Below are 18,673 nucleotides of genomic sequence, written 5' to 3'. Positions count from 1 at the left end.
CACGGCATAGAGTGGGACGACCGGTTCTGGAGGTGCACTGACGATGGTTGTCATCAGAGAAGCCTCAGCGAGGAACCGGCTTTCGCGGGGAGTCAGGCGCGCGATGTTTGCCGGATTCTTCGGTCTCGCGCTCGCGGCTTCTCTCGCCGGATGCATGGGTGGCTCCGGGCCCACAGGTTCGCCGATGCCCACCCCGACCGTGACCGGTGGCACGGTGCCGGGCAGCGGAGACCCGGCTCAGTGGGGAACCTACGGATCCCGCGCCGAAGCGTGCCTGGGTGTCGGCGGTGATGTCGTGGCACTGGCGCTCATCCCTAACAACCTCGCCCTCATGAATGACTCGGCCGGCATCGGTGGACTTGACGACGCGATCCAGACCATGGCCGTGGCTGCCCCTCCCCCGATCTCGGGCCACTATCTGCAGATCTCGGCGATGGTGCTGTCATTCGGGCGCGAACTCGACAAGTACAACGCGATCGTGCATCCCGCGCCGACGGCGACACCGAATGCCTCGGCGAAAGTCGCACCCGATCAGCTGCCGGTAGTGGGGGCTTCCGCGGGGCCGAGCCTGCCGAGCCCGTCGGTCTCCGCATCAGATCCGCCACGACCATCCTTCGACACCACCAGTTTCGGAACCCAGCTCGACGGCATCAAGGAGTGGCTGAAAACAGACTGTTCGTAACCGTTACGTAGAGTCCTCTGGCAACGTCCTCTCGAGACAGTGATTCCGACCGAGCGGCAACTGCGTTTCGAAAACTCTTCGACCTCCTCGGGAGAGCGACTCACCGTCTCCTCCTCAACAGGTAGCAGGTTTTGTGAGTTATCCACTGATCAGGGTTTTTGGCCTTTGAATGTCGTTGGTGGGTGGTTGACTGATCACATGACACGAGCATTACTCACCAATGACGAGGTTGATCCCGACCCGACCGATTCGGCATCCCCCCGCACCGATCGCTTCGGCACAGAACCCTTGGTCTCGCCGACCGATGACCCTGCCGCGAGTGGTGCGCCGTCGCCATCATCAAGTCCGTCGGCACCATCGGGGCCGCCATCGGAGTCGTCAGCAGGGTCGCCGTCGGAGTCAACGTCCGGGACGCCAGCCGGGTCGCCGTCGTCAGGGGCACCGTCATCAGGGTCGTCAGCCGGGTCGCCATCGGGGCCACCATCGTCGTCGTCGTCAACGTCGCGTCGGGACCGGTTCGCGGCGGCGGTCGCGGCGGTGCTGGTGTCGCATCGGGCGATCGCGGTCGCGCACGCCGACCACGCCGTGCTCGTCGAGGAAGCTCGGGTTGCGGGGTTCGCACTACACACCCAGGACAGCTTCGCCAGCAGCGGGGGCGGCGGCCCGTAGTGGTCCTCCGACCAGATCGTGCAACGCCAAGTCGTCCTCGAACTCGCCGTCGCCCTCCACCTCACCGAGCCCGACGCCCGCCGACTCATCGTCACCAGCGAAGGCCTCACCGGCCCGTTCACCGCCACCCGTGAGGCTCTTGCTTCGGGCCGGGTGTCGTACCGGCACACCGAAGCCCTCGTCCACCGATCCCACCCCCTGCCCCGCGAAGCACTCGCACGGTACGAGAAGACGGTGTTGTCCTGGGCGCGGAAAGTGACCGCGCAACGCCTCGACACAATCGCCCGCGCGGCAGTGGAAGAAGTACAACCCCGCACCGACACCCAACGCCACACCGACGCTGTCACCAATCGGCGCCTGTATCTGGAGCCCGGGTCCGACGGGATGGCATACCTGACCCTCTACACCGCCGCCGTCGAAGCGACAGCCATCCACAACCGTGCCACCGACATGGCCACCTCCGCCAAACACAACGGCGACCCCCGCACCCACACCCAACTCAAAGTCGACGTCCTCACCGATCTGATGCTCAACGAGAACACCCACACCCCCCGCGTCACCCCCCACATCCGGGCCCGCGTGAACGTCACCGTCCCCGCCCTCACCCTCCTGGGCCGCGACCACCACGGCGACCTTGACGCCGACCAGACCTCCGGGCCGGCGACCCTGGAAGGGTACGGGCCGATCGACCGGCACACCGCCCTGAACATCACCCGCCAGGCACGCTCGTTCACCCGCGTACTGACCGACCCCGCCACCGGTGCCGTGCTCAGCTACGGCAGGCAACGCTACAAGCCCCCCGCCGACCTCGACGAACTCATCCGCCTCACCCACACCGAATGCACGTTCCCGATCCCGTGCAAACCATCCACCACCACAGACCTCGACCACACGGTCGCCTGGGGCGACGGCGGCACCACGTCCTTCGACAACCTCAGCCCGCTGTGCACTTCGCACCACAAAGTCAAACACCACACCGAATGGACCATCCGGCAAACCCCCGGCCCGGACGGGCGACCACCCACGATCACCTGGACCTCACCCGCCGGATACGAATACACCATCGAACCCACACCACTGGCGAAACGGGGGTTGAGCCGCATTGGAACGGTCAGTCGCGTTTAGATGCGGGCCGGGGGTGAGTTGGCGTGATCGGTCGTTCCGATGGGGGTCGTTTTGTGTTCCGGCGGGGGCGTAGGTTCGTGAGATGCCGGTGGAGTTTCTGACTGATGACGAGGTCGCTGCGTATGGGCGGTTTACTGCTGTGCCTTCGCGGGCGGATCTGGAACGCGCGTTCTTCCTGGACGATGAGGACAGGGCTCTAGTCGGTGTCCGGCGCGGTGAGCATTCTCAGCTCGGGTTCGCGTTGCAGTTGGTGACGGTCCGCTGGCTCGGAGTGTTCCTTGAAGACCCGGTAGACGTGCCTCTGGTGGTGGTGGACTTCGTCGCTGAGCAGCTGGGTGTTGACGACTCGTCCCGCGTGAGGGAGTACACAGGTCGGCGTGCCACGGCGTTCGAGCATCAGCTGCTCATCCGTCGCGAGTACGGGTGGGTGGACTTCACGGTTGTGGAAGCGGAATTCGTGAAGTGGGTGTCGGCGCGAGCGTGGACGTCGGGTGACGGGCCGAAAGCGATCTTCGCTGACGCGTTGGATTGGTTGCGGCGTCGGAAGGTCCTTCTTCCCGGGGTCAGTACGTTAGCGCGTTTGATCGCTCGGCTCCGTCAGGAGGCGGCCGAACGGTTATGGGGCGATCTGGAGGCGTTGGTGACCAGCAGCCAACGGCATGTCTTGGAGCAGTTATTAGATGTTCCGCCCGGGTCGCGGGTATCGGACCTCGAGCGGTGGCGGAAAGGTGTGACACCGCGTGCTTCCGGGCCGTCGATCATCAAGGCGTTAGATCAGGTCGCTGAGGTCACCGGGCTAGGGCTGGCGCGGGTAGGCGTGGAGGACATGGTGCCGCAGCAGCGGCTGGACGAGCTGGCGAAGTATGGGATGCGGGCGGATGCGTCGACGCTGCGTCGGCACCCGCCCGGCCGGCGAGTGGCGACTTTGCTGGCCACGGTGCGGCATCTGGAGGGCAAGTCGATCGATGATGCCTTGGAGTTGTTTGACCTGTTGATGGTCACGGAGTTGTTGAGCAAGGCGCGAAGCGCCTCGGACAAGGACAAGGTCCGCACGCACCCGCGGCTGGCGAAGGCATCAGCTCGGCTCGCCGCGGCGGTGGAGGTGCTATTTGACGCTGAGGGGTGGGGTGAGCAGGTCCGGATCGGTCAAATTTGGGAGGCCATTGAAGAAGTCGTCTCCCGCGAGCAAGTCCGTGCCGCGTTGATCGTGGTCACCGAGAACGTTCCTCCCGCTGATACCGACGAAGGTGACGACTGGCGCTCCGAGCTGGTCAAACGTTTCTCTACGGTCTCGGGGTTTCTCAAGGTTCTGACCCAGGTCATCCCATTCGGAGCCAACGCCGAAGGTGCGCCTGTGTTGGCGGCGATGACCGCAGTGGCGGACGTTCTGGCTCACCGCAGTCGGCTGGCCGCTCCTTTGATCGGCGGGCACCTGATCGACGGTCCCGTTGTCACTGGGCCATGGAGGCGACTGGTATTCGGGCATCCCGCCCATCAGGGCGGCGCGGTGAACCGGCACGCCTACGCCCTGTGTGTCTTGGAACGGTTCTGGAGATGCCTCAAACGGCGCGAGATTTTCGCCGAAACGTCCACGAAATGGCGCAACCCGCAAGCTGCGCTCCTGGATGGTGAGCGGTGGCAGGCGATACGGACCGACACGCTCACCGCGCTCGGACTACCCGAATCTCCGGACGCGTTATTGGCTGAGCATGCTCAGGCGCTCGATGCCACCCTGCGGGAGGTCGGCGGAAGGCTCTCCGCTAATCCCAACACGCGCGTCGATGAGGACAGCAGAATCCACCTGACCGGCCTCAAAGGTGTCGAGGAGCCGCCTTCGTTAGTAGACCTACGCTCACGTACCACCGCAATGTTGCCGCGTGTGGAACTTCCCGAGATGATCCTCGAGGTCATGGGGTGGGTACCCGAATTGCCGGCGGCGTTCACGGCTGCATCCGGTGGGCAGGCCCGGATGGGTGATCTGCGCCTGTCGATCGCCGCATGCCTAACGGCGCACTCGTTGAACGTGGGGTATCGGCCGATCGCGAAGAAAGGCGTTCCAGCTCTGGAACGGTCCCGGCTCTCGCACGTCTATCAGAACTACTTCCGCCCGGAGACTCTGTCCGCAGCCAACGTGCCGCTCGTCGACGCGCAGGCCACTCTCCGTTTAGCGCAGGCATGGGGCGGCGGACTGGTCGCGGCCGTGGACGGGATGCGGTTCGTCGTGCCCGTTCCCGCCGCGTTCGCCCGCCCCAATCGGAAGTACTTTGGTTCCAAGAGAGGCATGACCTGGCTGAACGCCATAAACGACCGGGGCATGGGATGCGGTGCCAAGATCGTCTCGGGCACGATACGTGACTCGCTGCACATGGTGGATGTCATCTTCGGTTTCGACGGCGGAGCGCTGCCTGACGTTGTCGTGACTGACACTGGCTCGTACAGCGACCTTGTCTTCGGGCTGCTCGAACTCCTCGGCATCTCCTATCGTCCGGCGCTGGCTGACTTGCCTGACCAAAAGGGCTGGCGGATCAACACCGGGGCTGACTACGGCCCGCTGAATACCTTCGCCCGCGGCAAGGTCGACCTCGGCAAGATCCGCCGAAACTGGGATGACATCGTGCGGGTGGTCTCCTCGATCTACACTGGCTCGGTGCGCGCGTACGACGTTGTCACGATGTTGCAACGCGACGGACATCCCACCGCGCTTGGCGAAGCGATCGCAGCCTACGGGCGAATCTTCAAAACGCTTCACATCCTGACCTACATCGACGTTGACGAGTCCTACCGCCGCGATATCAAAGACATCCGTAACCTCCAAGAGAACCGTCACTCCCTCGCGCGGAAGATCTGCCACGGTAAAAGAGGTGAGCTCTACCACCACTACGAACGCGGGCTGGAGAACCAGCTCGGTGCTCTCGGCCTCGTCCTGAACTGTGCAACCCTGTGGACCACCCGCTACCTCGACGCCGCAGTCACCCAGCTACGAAACCAGGGCTACCCGATCCGGGAAGATGATCTCGCCAGGCTCTCACCGTTCGTGCATTCCCACCTAGGCGTGCTGGGCACCTATACCTTCGCCACTCCAAACCTCGCCCCCGGCAAAATCCGGGACCTGCGCGATCCCGACACAAACGAAGACGACGAGGCATAAGGCCAGGGACCAGACGCCGTGAGAACCCTATACAGGGTCGACCAGCACAGGAACAGCGGTTGGTGCTAAGGATTCAGGCAGCGGGTGATGACCATGTGCGATCTGCTTCTCCTATGACCCGCCCCGACGTTGGGGCCATTAGAGGAGGAGCAGATAACGGTAGCGGCACGGGACATTCAGCTGGTTGCTCTGGAAAAAACGACGCTGGCCGTCGACGTGCTGAGTGTCAGGACACTATCAGTCGAAACCACCGACATCGGAGTGCTGAAAAATGTTGTGGCCCACATCTCTTTTTGGCCGGCGTCGTTAACGCACCCCTTCGCGCCGTGGATGACGCTATTGGCGTCGGGTGTGATCTTGTCGCCACTGATTTGTACCGGCACGTTGATGGCGTTGCAGGGGGTTCCGACGATGGCGTTGATGGAACCGTTTTGATAGCTGAAACTCAGTAAAAGGGGTTCGGTTCCAAGCCACGAGACGGCCGATCCGTTCTGTATGCCGCTGATCGAGGTGAATCGGTCACAGCCGAACGTCTCAATCGAAGCGCACGGCGACGACGAGACCGGTGCGGTGGAAACTGGTGTCTCACCGCCTTTCGCGCATCCCGTCATGATGCTCGCGCCGCCAAACGCGAAAGCAAGACATATTGCAAAAGTTCGGTAGCGATCATTTCGCATCCTGGTTCTCCGTCGGTTCATTCGCGTGGGCGGTTCTTGTTCACGTCACGGTTAGAGAGAGTGCCCCTGCCCACGTGTGGACGCGGCTGTGGGCACTCTCTCAAATCTGTCCGGTTGTTTGCTGAATCAGCCGCCGCTGACGAGGCTGAGGCCCAAGCCTCCGTAGAGGATGGCGGTGTGAATAGACGAGAACAGAACGGTTTTTGAGCAGAGGTTCGTTCCCTGATCGTGGACTGATCCGCAACCGCTCACCGATCCGGATTCAAGTCCTTGGATCATGCCGACTGCGCCAACGCGTTGTGCATCGCCGCCACCGTACGGCATGAACACGGGCCCGCCGCTGTCGCCTTGGATATTGGCAATCGCACCGGCCGTCTGTTGCACTCCACGGATCGTAGAGATGGTGCCGTTGCCCGTGTTGTCGTTGAATGAGACGTTCATTGCGGTCACTTTGATGTTGCAGTGAACGCCTGAATTGCCGCCGCTGGTGCAGATGAGGTCGTTAAGGCCGACGTCGTAGATGTTGTAGACGCTCTTGTTGATGCCGGCGCTGTTGTCCCAGGTGTTGTCGAAGGTTCGCCCCGCGCCGCCTGCGCTCAAAATGCTCACCGCAGCATCGGATGTTGTGGCTATGGTACCGCCGTAGCTCGCCGTCCCGTTGCGAGCCGTGTACGAGGTGGCGTTACAGTGACGTGCCGTCGTGATGTGGTTGACTCCGTTGTAGCTCAGTGCGAAACCGGTAGAGCAAACACCGCCGCCGGCATTGATCATGTAACCACCCGCCCAGAAGGGGTTAGTGTCCGTGCTTCTCGTGACGGTCGGAGTGGTGGTGACTCCACCAACGACTTTCACAGGAACACCGGCAAGTTCGGAAGCAACGCTGACGGTGTTGACCGCGGAACGTTGTTGAGCATCAGCAGACTTCAACGAAGCGGCTGTGTAGGCTCCTTCGACTTGGATCTCCCCTGTGTCTACTTGGACACCGACCACCGAGGCCAAGGTGAAGCCTGCGGCTGCGAGTTGATCGGCGTGCGCTTCGAGCTTTTTGGTGATCGAGTTTATTTCAGGGAGAGAGTGTGGCCGTTCGAGGATCGTAGCCTTGATCCCGCGCCTTGCGGCTTCCGCGATAACCGAAGCCTTGAGCTTCGAGTCACCGTGCCATAGAAGCTGGGTAGAAAGGCCGGGAGCGTCGTTGATTTGATCGATGTACCCGCTATTTGCTGAATCTGGCTGGGCCAGTATCCAGGACTTCAGTTCTCCGAGTTTTCGTTGGTTATCGATGAACGTCTGGCCCACCTCCGACACGAAGGCGCTGCTCACCCCGCTCCCGCTAGGAGAGACAGGATCGGATGAGGCGTATGCTGCGCTCGTTACGCCCGTGACGCTCACGGTCAGAGCTACTGCAGCAAGTAGGAGTGTCCCTGCTCTGGCTTTGGCTGGCAATTTCATAACGGTTCCCCTCGTGGGCGGATGCCCTCAAGGGGACACTAGGCTTCACTCCAGAAATCCACAGTCCTCCTTTGTGCCGTCGTACAAAATGCTGACTGGCGGGTGGCCCTCGAACGAGGGTAGTCTGAGAAATTACACATTCAGCTAGCGGGGCAACGCAGCAGCGAGGTGCCGGCGCAGCGACTATCTCGGTATCCCTTCGGATGTTCACCCGGGCACTGGCGTCGACCAGACCAATATCAGTGTTCCTCTCCCACCCCTATGCGGGTCAGCAACCCGGTTACGGGCGCATTCTGCGGCTGGCAACAAGAGTCAGAAGCGACCTTAATCCTTAGCGCCAACCGCTGTTCCTGACCTGGTCAGACCCCTCAATACTTGCCCGCACGTAACGTTCATCAAACGATCCTCTGCCGAACACCGACACGGCCCCCTCGGAAACGGCCTCACACCAGCCGAATGTGTTCATCTGGGCGTTCATCAAATGCTAGCGTTCACATGAACGGCAAACGACGTTTGATGAACGAAGGTTGAGGCTATGACACTCATCGGCCTCGTCCGAGTCAGCACCGATAAACAGAACACCCGCCGACAGCACGACGCCCTGGACCCGATCTGCTGGAAAGTGTTCGAAGAAAAGATCAGCGGCACCCTCGCCACCGAGAACAGGCCGGTCCTCCTCGAAGCGCTATCCCACGTCCGTCCCGGCGACATGCTCACGATTCAAGAAGTCGACCGTCTCGGCCGCAACCTCCTCGAAGGCCTGATCGTCCTCAACGACCTCTTTCAACGCGGTATCGCCGTCAAAGTCCTCGAGGGCATCGCGGCCGGCGACCACGCCCAACGATCTCTCATCCTCGACATCGCACTCGCTTTATCCGAGGACCGACACCGCGACATCGTCCGCAAGACCAAAAACGGGCTGGAAGCCGCACGTCGCCGCGGTCACGTCGGGGGTCGACGGCCAGTCGTCGATGACGACAAGCGCGCCGCCATCCTCGCCCGCCGCACCCGCGGCGAATCCATCCGCACCATCGCCACCGCCACCGGAGTCTCGATCGGCGTTATCCACAAAACCATTACTCAGTCGACAACCTCGCCAGAGTAAACGCCGTGCCCTCAAAAGCAGTCAGCTCGGGCCCCTGAACTAGCCAACCTCGCCCAAACGCGACTCACCGTTCCAATGCGGCTCAACCCCCGAAACCCATCGTCCAGTTCACCGACAGCACAGACGACCCGAGGGAACCGGCAGACGACCCACCACCATTCTGAGAATCGTGCCGACCAAAAGAATCCCCTGAAGGACGCGTCACATCGGCCGCGCACCAGATCAAGATGACCAGAGGGCCAGAAACGCTAGTCGTGCCGATGCGGCGTGCTGGGAGCCCCCGACACGGTACTCGTGCGGATCACCATGTCGTCGAGGTTCGGCAACGCGTGCCCGAGCGCGTGCTCTGCTTCGTGCACGATCTTCTCCACGCTGGAAAGCGTCGCATCCCTAACCTGGATCGTCGCCGCGCCCTGAAGTCGATGACCAACCCAGCGCAGCTGTAGACGAGGTACCGACAGGATGCCCGGGGTCGCCGTCAGCGCAGCCTCGGCGCGCTCGAGAATGTGTGGGTCAATACCATCCATCAGGCGCGCGCCGATGCTGCGCACAGTGCCCCACAGCAGAACCAGAATCGTGACAGCGATAAACAGCCCGACTATCGGATCGGCAAGCGGAAATCCGAGGAGAACGCCGATCGCCCCGATCACCACCGAGAGGGAGGTGAACCCGTCGATCCGGGCATGCACCCCGTCTGCGACCAGGGCTGCCGAGCCGATCTGCTGTCCGACTCGGATGCGATAGATCGCCACGATCTCGTTCCCAGCGAAGCCGATGATCCCCGCGGCGATCACCCACCCGAGGTTCGTGACCGTCATCGGGTTGAAGAACCGGGTGATCGCCTCCCAGCCGGCGACGATCGCCGACAGTGCGACGACAGCAACGATGAACAGCCCCGCGAGATCCTCGGCACGGCCGAAACCGAAGTTGTAGCGCCTGGTGGCGATACGTCGGGCCAGAACGAACGCAATCCAGAGAGGCACTGCGGTCAGGGCATCCGAGAAGTTGTGAATCGTGTCGGCCAGAAGCGCCACCGACCCGCTGATCAGAAAGACGCCGAACTGCAGCAGGGTAGTCCCCAGCAGAATGAAGAGGCTGATCTTCAGCGCGCGAATACCCGTCGAACTGGCCTCGAGTGCATCGTCGATCGAATCGGCCGCGTCGTGGCTGTGCGGAACGAACAGCCCAAACAAGAAGCCCCGGATGCCCGTGGGGTGACTGTGGCCGTGCTCATGGTCATGCCCGTGCTCAAGTTCATCGTCATGACCTCGCCCGCGCCCGCGTCCTTCCTCATGACCGTGACTGTTGCGACTGTGGCCGTGCTCATGATCGTGCGCGTCTTCGTGATCGTGCGCGTCGCCGTGGTCGTGGTGGTGGTCGTGCGCGCCCTCGCGATCATGGTCGTGTTCGTGTTCGTGTTCGTGCGCAATTTCGTTATTGTGCTCATGTTCGTGAGGTTCGCCACTGCGGCCAGGATGCTCGTGACCCTCCGCGTTCCGATCAGCTGGCGCGGTTTCATGGTCCTGGTGCTTCACTGTTGCGCGCCTGCCGTGGTCGTTTGTTCATGGGCTTGCTGGTGCTGTGGGTGGTGGTGCCGTGGATTGTCTCCAAGGGAATGTTCTGCCTGGAAGATAGCATCCGTGACGAGTTTCGACGCGTGCTCGTTCTCGAGCCGGTAGAACACGCGCTGGCCGTGATGCCGCGTCGAGACAATTCGCGCGAGCCGCAGCTTTGCGAGGTGTTGAGACACGGCGGCCGGGCTCTTATCGACGATCTCAGCGAGCGAGTTGACCGAGAGTTCCCCGTCGCGCAGCGCGAGAATCAGACGTACTCTGGTCGCGTCGGCCAACATGGCGAAGATTTCGACGGCAAGCTCGACGTATTCGCTGTCGGTCTCGCGCCCGCAAGCCCGCGTATCTGCATCCATACGCAGATTATGCCATGTGCTGACAGGCGATCGGTCTACCTCGTGAGGCGTGCGCGCCGAGTTGAGCTTCCTCCACGCGCCGCAAATCGTCGCGGCGGACTCAGGAGGCGTTTGCGAGTCACTAGCGGGTGCGGTGGGCGGTACTGGGATCGAACCAGGACAAGAATCTGGGGGTGAACGCATCGCGTTCACTGATTCTTGTCGGTCGCCGGCTCGATCCTGGCAAAACAGAAGTGGCCCAGAACAGTGTTCTGGGCCAAATCGTGTGGTGGGCGGTACTGGGATCGAACCAGCGACCTCTTCCGTGTCAGGGAAGCGCGCTACCGCTGCGCCAACCGCCCAGATTTCGTGCACATGTGAGGCGCACTTTTCGTGCTACTTCACATGTTGTCTTACTTGTCGAGTGGAGGTGGCGACGGGATTTGAACCCGTGTGGACGGCTTTGCAGGCCGCTGCCTCGCCTCTCGGCCACGCCACCATGGAGGGTTGCCCCAACGGTACTACTACACTCGAGCGGATGACGAGATTCGAACTCGCGACCCCAACCTTGGCAAGGTTGTGCGCTACCACTGCGCCACATCCGCATTCTTGAACTGCATTGCCTGAACTTCACTGCTCTTTTTGCCGCACTACTGCGACTCGGAAGACTCTACCTGAAGCCGAGACACAAAGCCAAACCGTGCCGCCTGCGTGTCGTAACAGTGAGGCTGCACCGTTCTTCGCACGGTCGTGCGCGCGAGTCGATGTGCAATGGATGCCCGGGACCGGCTAGTATCGACGAGCACGAGATTCGCTCTCTGGCGTGGTTGACACAGCCGGATTCATCGAGTTCTCGGGCGATTGGCGCAGTTGGTAGCGCGCTTCGTTCACACCGAAGAGGTCATCGGTTCGAGTCCGGTATCGCCCACTCAGAAGGTTCGTTCCAGAAGTACCACAGGCACAGCACCACGCACAGCGACGTGTCCCCTCACCCCCAGGCATCGCATCCGGAGGAACGAGAATGTCGCGTCGCTCGAAGAGACTGCTGGTGACCGTGGTCGCGGTGGCCACGGTATTGTCGCTTGTTGTGGCTTTCGCCGTCGCGAATCTCGCGTACCCGCAGACCGGTCGGCCGGAACGCACCGATGTCGTCCTGGTGTTGGGCCCCGCGACGAGTGACCGAATAGCCCTTGCCGAGAGCCTTATGAAGAAGGGGCTCAGCTCGAACCTTCTGGTCTCTGTCGGCTCGTCGAAGACCACTGACGATCCAGACAGGATCTGCTCGAAGAAGGTGAGCTACATGGTCTACTGTGCCGTCCCTGATCCATTCACCACGCAGGGCGAGGCGCGGTGGCTGGGCAGAATGGCCCAAGAACACGGTTGGAAGAGCGCGACGGTCATCACCTTCAAGCCGCACATCACTCGCGCACGAATCATCGTGCAGCGCTGCTTCAGCGGTGAGCTCGACATGCTGGCCATCACGACGCCGCTCAGCCTGATCGACTGGATGTACCAGTTCGCGTACCAGAATGCTGCTTACGTGAAAGTGGCACTGACACCCGGCTGTTGATGCAGCGCAAAGTTCGCGCTCAGGCAACAGAATGTAACCATGACTGACTCCGAACGGCTCCGGCTGGCGCAGGCGAACGACGGGTCTGTCGCCTGGCGCGACTGGGGGCCGTATGTCGCCGAGCGCGCCTGGGGTTCGGTTCGCGAGGACTACAGCGCCGACGGTGACGCCTGGGCATCGTTCCCGCACGACCATGCACGAAGCCGCACCTACCGCTGGAACGACGACGGCATGGCGGGCTTCAGCGACGTCGGGCAGAAGTGGTGCCTCGCCCTTGCCCTGCACAACGGTGTCGACCCGATTCTCAAAGAACGCATGTTCGGCCTCACCGGCCCCGAGGGCAATCACGGCGAAGACGTCAAGGAGTACTGGTGGTATCTCGACAGCACGCCGACCCACTCATTCAACACGTGGCGCTATCACTACCCGCAGGCCGAGTTCCCCTATGACGACCTCATCGCTACGAACGCCCGGCGCAGCAAGCTCGAGCCTGAATACGAGCTGGTCGACACGGGGATCTTCGACGACTCCCGGTACTGGGTGGTCACCGTCGACTATGCCAAAGAGGGCCCGCACGACCTCCTGATGCAGATCACGCTCGAGAACGCCGGTTCGGATGCTGCCACCATCGAGGTTCTGCCGACACTCTGGTACCGCAACACCTGGTCCTGGGGGTACGAGGGCCAGGGCGAGAAGCCGCGGCTTCACTCCCCCGAGCGCGCCGGGTCATCGACCATCGTCGGAGAAGCTCCCGATGGGCACCGCCTGGTTCTGATCGGAGAGCCCGGCGGGCATCCACTCTTCTGTGACAACGAGACCAACACAGCACGGCTGTTTGCCTCTGGTGCCCCGGACGACGATGCACGCGAATCGCCGGCATTCCCCAAAGACGGCATCAACGACTTCATCGTTGCGGGAGCTGCGACGGTCAATCCCGCGAATGAGGGGACAAAGGCGGCGCTGCACTATTCGGTGGAGGTTGCACCGGGAGAGTCGCGGGTGATCAGGGTTCGGTTGACGGGCGGGTTCGCGGAGCAGCCCTCGGCCCCTGTGTCGCTCGACACTGGTTCGTTCGACACTGGTTCTTTCGATGAGCTGGTGAGCCTGCGAAAGCAGGAGGCCGACGAGTTCTACGCCGGGGTCACGCCCGCCGACGCCAGCGACGATGAGGCACGGGTGCTGCGCCAGGCCTTTGCGGGGCTGCTCTGGTCGAAGCAGTTCTTCCATTTCAACGTCGACAAGTGGCTCGCGGGAGACCCGGCCTCTCCCCCGCCACCGCCGGAACGCCTGACGATCAGGAACCAGCACTGGCGGCACCTCGACGCCCACGATGTGATCCTGATGCCCGACCCGTGGGAATACCCGTGGTTCGCCGCCTGGGACCTGGCCTTCCACTGCGTGACCCTGGCTCACATCGATCCGGAGTTCGCCAAGGCGCAACTCATTCTCATGCTGCGCGAGTGGTACATGCATCCGAGCGGCCAGCTTCCGGCCTACGAGTGGAACTTCTCCGATGTGAACCCGCCGACCCACGCCTGGGCGGCGCTGCAGGTCTTTCTGCTCGACGGCGGAACCGACTTCAGCTTTCTGGCGCGGGTGTTCCACAAGCTGCTGATGAACTTCACCTGGTGGACGAACAACAAGGATCACGGGGACAACAACCTGTTCGAGGGCGGGTTCATGGGGCTCGACAACATCGCCCCCCTCGACCGCTCGAAACTGCCGCCCGAAGTCGGCATCCTCGAGCAAGCCGATGCGACGGCGTGGATGGCGATGTACGCGCTCGACCTGCTGAACATCGCGGTTCGACTTGCTTCGAACGACCGCTCGTACGAAGACGTGGCCACGAAGTTCTTCGAGCATTTTCTGCAGATCGCCGACTCGGCGAACGACACCGCTCTCTGGGACGACACCGACGCCTACTTCTACGACGTGCTCCATCTCGCAGACGGCCGCGACGTGCCGCTCAAAGTCCGATCCCTGGTCGGACTCGTGCCCGTCGCCGCCTCGCTCGCTTTCGTGGCTCGCGGGCAGCTCGATCTGCCGGAGTTCAAGACACGGGTCGCCTGGTTTCTCACCAATCACCCGCGGCTCGCCAAAGCGGTGCATGGCCGCCACGGGCCGGAGGACGACCGGTACCTGCTGGCCCTTGTCTCGCCGGAGCGATTGCACCGCATCGTGACGAAGGTCTTCAACGAGCAGGGGATGCTGTCACACCACGGTATCCGCGGAATCTCTGCGTATCATCGCGAGCACCCGTTCAGTGTCGAGGTGAATGGGCAGACTGCGAGCGTCGACTACGAACCAGCGGAATCCACCTCCGGGCTCTTCGGAGGCAATTCCAACTGGCGCGGGCCGGTGTGGTTTCCGCTCAACGTGCTGCTCATCGAAGCGCTCCGCAACTACAGTTCGGCTGTCGACGAGCCCGTTGGCGGTGACCCCGGACCCCAAGTCGACCCGCAGGTCGAGTTCCCGCTCGGCTCTGGCGTCTTCATGAGCCTCGATTCCGTCGCCGACGCTCTCTCACACCGGCTCATCTCCGTGTTCCTGCCCGGGCCTGATGGCAGGCGGCCAGCGGATGCTCGGTACGAGCTGCTCTCGACCGACCCCCGGTGGAAGGACAACGTCTTCTTCTACGAGTACTTCGACGGCGATACCGGCCAGGGCCTCGGTGCCTCGCACCAGACGGGGTGGACCGCACTGGTCGCGCATCTCATCCTGACCACCGGGAGCCGTGAGGCACCGCTGACCGGCGAAGTCTGATAATCGCCCAGCCCACACGGGCCTGATGGTTGTCGGAGTCCGACAGTCGGCTACGGGAGGGGTCGCGGCTCCGCGCATACTGTCTGGGAACTGCGCCGCTGTAGACGGTGCTGAGGCGCTACAGAGAGGTTGCAGCCACAGATGAGCATGAGCACAACTGAGTACACGAACGGCGAGAGTTCACGATCCGACGGAACGGCCCCAGCCGGGCCCGATTCAGCCAGAGTTGTTTCAGGTAGTGCTCCATTGCGCGCAAACAACCTCGCAGACCGGCCGTGGCTGGCAAGCTATGCGCCTGGCGTTCCGACCGACATCGAATTGCCCGAGGGGTCACTCAGCGACTTGATTCGCACCTCGGTGAAGACCTATGGGCCACAGATCGCGCTCGAGTTCTTCGGTGCTGAAACCACGTACAACCAGCTCGGCGAACAGATCGATCGTGCCGCAGAGGGCCTTCGCCGGCTGGGCGTGAAACATGGCGATCGGGTCGCCCTGGTGCTGCCGAACTGCCCCCAGCACATTGCCGCCTTCTACGCTGTGCTGCGACTCGGCGCCATCGTCATCGAGCACAACCCGCTCTACACGCCGAAAGAGCTGCGACACCAGTTCGAAGACCACGGCGCACGGGTCGTCATCGCCTGGGACAGGGTGTGCGAAACGATCCAGAAGATGCCCGACGATCTTGCCGTGGAACACCTCATTTCTGTCGACCTGACCGAAGGCATGCCGCTGCACACGCGGATCGCGCTTCGGCTCCCGGTGAGGAAGGCGCGACAGGCGCGCGATGCCCTGCACGGAGTCGCCCGCCACACCACCGCCTGGAAGACGCTGCTCAATCATCGACGGATCAAGGATTCGGTTCCCGGGCCCACGAGAGAAGACCTTGCTCTTCTCCAGTACACCAGTGGCACGACCGGCAGCCCGAAAGGCGCGATGCTGACCCACCTCAACCTGCACGCCAATGCCCTGCAGGGGCGCGCCTGGCTGCCAGAACTCCGCGAAGGGGGCGAAGTCGTCTACGGTGCCCTCCCGATGTTCCACGCCTATGGGCTCACGCTCTGCCTGACGTTTGCCATGAGCGCGGGAGCGCGGCTCGTCTTGTTTCCCCGGTTCGACGTCGACCTGGTTCTTCGCGCCGCGAAGAAGCACCCCCCGACGTTCCTGCCCGCCGTGCCGCCGATCTACCAGAAGCTCGCCCAGACGGCCAGGGACCGAGGCGTCGATCTTCACGGTATCCGGTTTGCGATCTCTGGCGCGATGACCCTGCCGGCTTCGACCGTCACTTTATGGGAAGAGGTCACCGGCGGCATCCTTGTTGAAGGCTACGGCCTCACCGAGACCTCTCCCGTGGCGCTCGGCAATCCCGTCGGGCCGACTCGTAAGGCTGGCACGATCGGTGTGCCGTTCCCCAGCACGGAGATCCGCATCGTCGACCGCGAAGACCCGACGCTCGACCTGCCCCAGGGCGAAGCGGGGGAACTCCTGATCCGGGGTCCGCAGGTCTTCGCCGGATACTGGCAGAAGCCCGACCAGACGCGTGACGTGCTGATCGAGGACGGCTGGTTCCGCACGGGTGACATCGTGACCAGTGACGCCGAAGGGTTCGTCACGGTCGTCGACCGCATCAAAGAGCTCATCATCACTGGCGGATTCAACGTCTCGCCGTCGGAGGTCGAGGAGGCGGTGCGCCTTCACCCGAGTGTGAAGGACGCCGCGGTGGTCGGACTGCCCGGTGCCGGCGGGAGTGAGGACGTCGTCGCTGCGGTCGTGCTGGTGAAGGGTGCGAAGTTCGAAGAGAAGAGCATCCGGGACTTCTGTCGCGACCACCTGACGGCCTACAAGGTGCCCCGGCGAATCGTGGTCATCGACGAGCTTCCCACCTCGCTCATCGGCAAGGTGCTGCGCCGCAGGGTGCGCGAGGATCTGCTCACCGACAGCTGAGCGTTCACACCGTTCACGCAGAAACCGGGTGCCCTCCCTCAAGAAGAGGGAGCGACACCCGGTTTCGTGCTGTGAAGCGGGTCGAGCTGTGAAGCGTTTGGTGCAGGTGGTGGTTACACCGCGTCGAGTGCGTAGCTCTCTTCGCCGTGAACCACTGTGTCGACGCCAGCGATCTCGTCTTCGTTGGTGATGCGGAAACCCATCGTCTTCTGGATGATCGTGCCGATGATCCAGGCGAGAACGAAGGAGTAGATCAGCACCGAGAAGGCGCCGAGCGCCTGAGCACCGAGCTGTGAGAACGGCGTCGCGTCGCCAGCAGCGATCCGGTCGATGAGGCCGATTCCGTTACCGAAGATACCGATGTAGAGGGTACCGATGATTCCACCGACGAGGTGGATGCCCACGACGTCGAGTGAGTCGTCGAAGCCGAGCTTGAACTTCAGCTCGATGGCGACGGCGCAGACGGCACCGGTGATCAGGCCGAGGAGCATGCCCCAGCCGGGCGTCAGGATGTTACACGCCGGGGTGATGGCGACCAGACCGGCGACGGCGCCCGAAGCAGCACCGATCGAGGTGGCCTTGCCGTCCTTGATCTTCTCGACGATCAACCAACCCAGGATGGCAGCGGCAGGAGCGGCGAGCGTGTTGATCCAGGCGGTGGCCGCGATGCCGTCGACAGCTGCTTCAGAACCGGCGTTGAAGCCGAACCAGCCGAACCAGAGCAGCGAAGCACCGAGCAGGGTCAGGGGCACGTTGTGAGGCTTCTGGATCCCCTTCTGGAACCCGATGCGCTTGCCGAGGACCAGGGCCAGGGCGAGGCCCGCAGCACCGGCGTTGATGTGCACCGCGGTACCACCGGCGAAGTCGTTCACGCCGAGGTTGTAGACGATCCAGCCGCCGTCGGAGACGACCCCGTCGGTGAGGGTGAAGTTGAACACCCAGTGAGCGACGGGGAAGTACACGATGGTCACCCAGAAGAAGGCGAAGACCATCCAGGCACCGAACTTGGCGCGGTCTGCGATCGCACCGGAGATCAGGGCCACCGTGATAATGGCGAACGTCGCCTGGAAGCCGGCGAAGGCGAGTCCGAAGAGGCTCGGGCCCGATCCATCGGGTGCCGAGATCAGGTCGCCCAGGAAGAACTGGCCGGTCGGGTTACCCAGAACCCCCTTGATGAGGTCGTTGCTCGTGTCGCCGGCGACCGTTCCGAATGCGAGGCCGTAGCCGTAGATCATCCAGAGCACACCCACGAGGCCCATGGCTCCGAAGCTCATCATCATCATGCTGACGACACTCTTTGCCTTGACCATGCCGCCGTAGAAGAACGCGACACCGGGAGTCATGACCAGGACGAGCGCGGCGGCTACCAGCAGCCACAGTGCATTGATCGTTGTTGCCAGATCTCCTGTAGTTGGATCATCTGCTAGGAAGTGCATAGAAAATTACCTCTCTCGAACCGAGTAAATGCACCGGTGCGCAGGACAATCCGGGTTCATGTCGGGATCTGCTCGCCTCGGCTACACCGTTAGCATCGTGGGTCGAGGTTTCGACAGGTGTCGAACCATGTTTCGAGCGCGTAACGCGATTGCGCCCTATGTAACAACTGTGTTTCGGCGAACCGACAATTCCATTGAAATT

General features: G+C 62.6%; 13 protein-coding genes and 4 tRNA genes. 8 read left to right on the top strand and 9 right to left on the bottom strand.

The window, feature by feature from the left end; all coding sequences use genetic code 11:
- Nucleotides 1-103 precede the first annotated feature (103 nt).
- Entirely contained in the window at nucleotides 104-682 is a 579-nt protein-coding gene (locus JOE66_RS08820) for a hypothetical protein (RefSeq protein WP_205108625.1), read from the top strand.
- Between the two features lie 194 nt (nucleotides 683-876).
- Here JOE66_RS08820 and JOE66_RS08815 read toward each other — a convergent pair whose 3' ends face one another.
- The gene (locus tag JOE66_RS08815) at nucleotides 877-1,311 is read right to left on the bottom strand and encodes a hypothetical protein (protein WP_205108623.1); all 435 of its coding nucleotides are present in this window, start codon (nucleotides 1,309-1,311) and stop codon (nucleotides 877-879) included.
- A 58-nt stretch (nucleotides 1,312-1,369) separates the two neighbouring features.
- Here JOE66_RS08815 and JOE66_RS17475 point away from each other — a divergent pair, with 58 nt between their 5' ends.
- Together JOE66_RS17475 and JOE66_RS08805 are read left to right on the top strand one after the other, a co-directional pair.
- Nucleotides 1,370-2,476, top strand: coding sequence for an HNH endonuclease signature motif containing protein (locus JOE66_RS17475; protein WP_205108621.1), 1,107 nt, complete (start codon nucleotides 1,370-1,372; stop codon nucleotides 2,474-2,476).
- An 82-nt stretch (nucleotides 2,477-2,558) separates the two neighbouring features.
- Nucleotides 2,559-5,624 carry a Tn3 family transposase gene (locus tag JOE66_RS08805; RefSeq protein WP_205108618.1) on the top strand — a complete coding sequence of 1,022 codons (3,066 nt, stop codon included), beginning with the start codon at nucleotides 2,559-2,561 and terminating at the stop codon, nucleotides 5,622-5,624.
- Nucleotides 5,625-5,800: 176 nt separating this feature from the next.
- On the opposite strand, the gene JOE66_RS08800 is transcribed toward JOE66_RS08805, so the two are convergent.
- Nucleotides 5,801-6,301, bottom strand: coding sequence for a hypothetical protein (locus tag JOE66_RS08800; protein ID WP_205108616.1), 501 nt, complete (start codon nucleotides 6,299-6,301; stop codon nucleotides 5,801-5,803).
- Nucleotides 6,302-6,427: 126 nt separating this feature from the next.
- Nucleotides 6,428-7,621: a chymotrypsin family serine protease gene (locus JOE66_RS08795; protein WP_205108614.1), complete on the bottom strand. Its 1,194-nt coding sequence runs from the start codon at nucleotides 7,619-7,621 to the stop codon at nucleotides 6,428-6,430.
- Between the two features lie 664 nt (nucleotides 7,622-8,285).
- Between JOE66_RS08795 and JOE66_RS08790 the strand changes: the two genes are divergently transcribed.
- On the top strand, nucleotides 8,286-8,855 hold the full coding sequence (locus JOE66_RS08790; RefSeq protein WP_205108611.1) for a recombinase family protein: 570 nt from the start codon (nucleotides 8,286-8,288) through the stop codon (nucleotides 8,853-8,855).
- A gap of 248 nt (nucleotides 8,856-9,103) precedes the next feature.
- Here the strand turns inward: JOE66_RS08790 and JOE66_RS08785 are convergent, their stop codons facing one another.
- The 5 genes from JOE66_RS08785 to JOE66_RS08765 all read right to left on the bottom strand — a co-directional run bounded on the left by JOE66_RS08785 (nucleotide 9,104) and on the right by JOE66_RS08765 (nucleotide 11,366).
- Nucleotides 9,104-10,039, bottom strand: coding sequence for a cation diffusion facilitator family transporter (locus JOE66_RS08785; protein ID WP_372435511.1), 936 nt, complete (start codon nucleotides 10,037-10,039; stop codon nucleotides 9,104-9,106).
- A 347-nt stretch (nucleotides 10,040-10,386) separates the two neighbouring features.
- Nucleotides 10,387-10,782, bottom strand: a complete 396-nt coding sequence (locus JOE66_RS08780; RefSeq protein WP_205108609.1) for an ArsR/SmtB family transcription factor — start codon at nucleotides 10,780-10,782, stop codon at nucleotides 10,387-10,389.
- A gap of 266 nt (nucleotides 10,783-11,048) precedes the next feature.
- A tRNA-Val gene (locus tag JOE66_RS08775) sits at nucleotides 11,049-11,123 on the bottom strand.
- A gap of 63 nt (nucleotides 11,124-11,186) precedes the next feature.
- Nucleotides 11,187-11,260, bottom strand: a tRNA-Cys gene (locus JOE66_RS08770).
- Nucleotides 11,261-11,294: 34 nt separating this feature from the next.
- Nucleotides 11,295-11,366 (bottom strand) — tRNA-Gly (locus JOE66_RS08765).
- Nucleotides 11,367-11,616: 250 nt separating this feature from the next.
- Here JOE66_RS08765 and JOE66_RS08760 point away from each other — a divergent pair.
- The 4 genes from JOE66_RS08760 to JOE66_RS08745 all read left to right on the top strand — a co-directional run bounded on the left by JOE66_RS08760 (nucleotide 11,617) and on the right by JOE66_RS08745 (nucleotide 17,035).
- Nucleotides 11,617-11,689, top strand: a tRNA-Val gene (locus JOE66_RS08760).
- A gap of 93 nt (nucleotides 11,690-11,782) precedes the next feature.
- The gene (locus tag JOE66_RS08755) at nucleotides 11,783-12,331 is read left to right on the top strand and encodes a YdcF family protein (RefSeq protein ID WP_205108607.1); all 549 of its coding nucleotides are present in this window, start codon (nucleotides 11,783-11,785) and stop codon (nucleotides 12,329-12,331) included.
- A 39-nt stretch (nucleotides 12,332-12,370) separates the two neighbouring features.
- Nucleotides 12,371-15,094, top strand: a complete 2,724-nt coding sequence (locus tag JOE66_RS08750; protein WP_205108605.1) for an MGH1-like glycoside hydrolase domain-containing protein — start codon at nucleotides 12,371-12,373, stop codon at nucleotides 15,092-15,094.
- 147 nt (nucleotides 15,095-15,241) lie between these two features.
- Nucleotides 15,242-17,035 carry a long-chain-fatty-acid--CoA ligase gene (locus tag JOE66_RS08745; protein ID WP_205108603.1) on the top strand — a complete coding sequence of 598 codons (1,794 nt, stop codon included), beginning with the start codon at nucleotides 15,242-15,244 and terminating at the stop codon, nucleotides 17,033-17,035.
- 113 nt (nucleotides 17,036-17,148) lie between these two features.
- Here JOE66_RS08745 and JOE66_RS08740 read toward each other — a convergent pair whose 3' ends face one another.
- A complete protein-coding gene (locus tag JOE66_RS08740) occupies nucleotides 17,149-18,471 on the bottom strand; it encodes an ammonium transporter (protein ID WP_205108601.1) in 1,323 nt (440 codons plus the stop codon).
- Between the last annotated feature and the right edge of the window lie 202 nt (nucleotides 18,472-18,673).

Origin of the sequence: Subtercola frigoramans (assembly GCF_016907385.1) — a bacterium.
GTDB lineage: Bacteria > Actinomycetota > Actinomycetes > Actinomycetales > Microbacteriaceae > Subtercola > Subtercola frigoramans.
The sequence above is the reverse complement of the archived record's forward strand: the minus strand, read 5'-3'. Positions and strand labels throughout refer to the sequence as shown.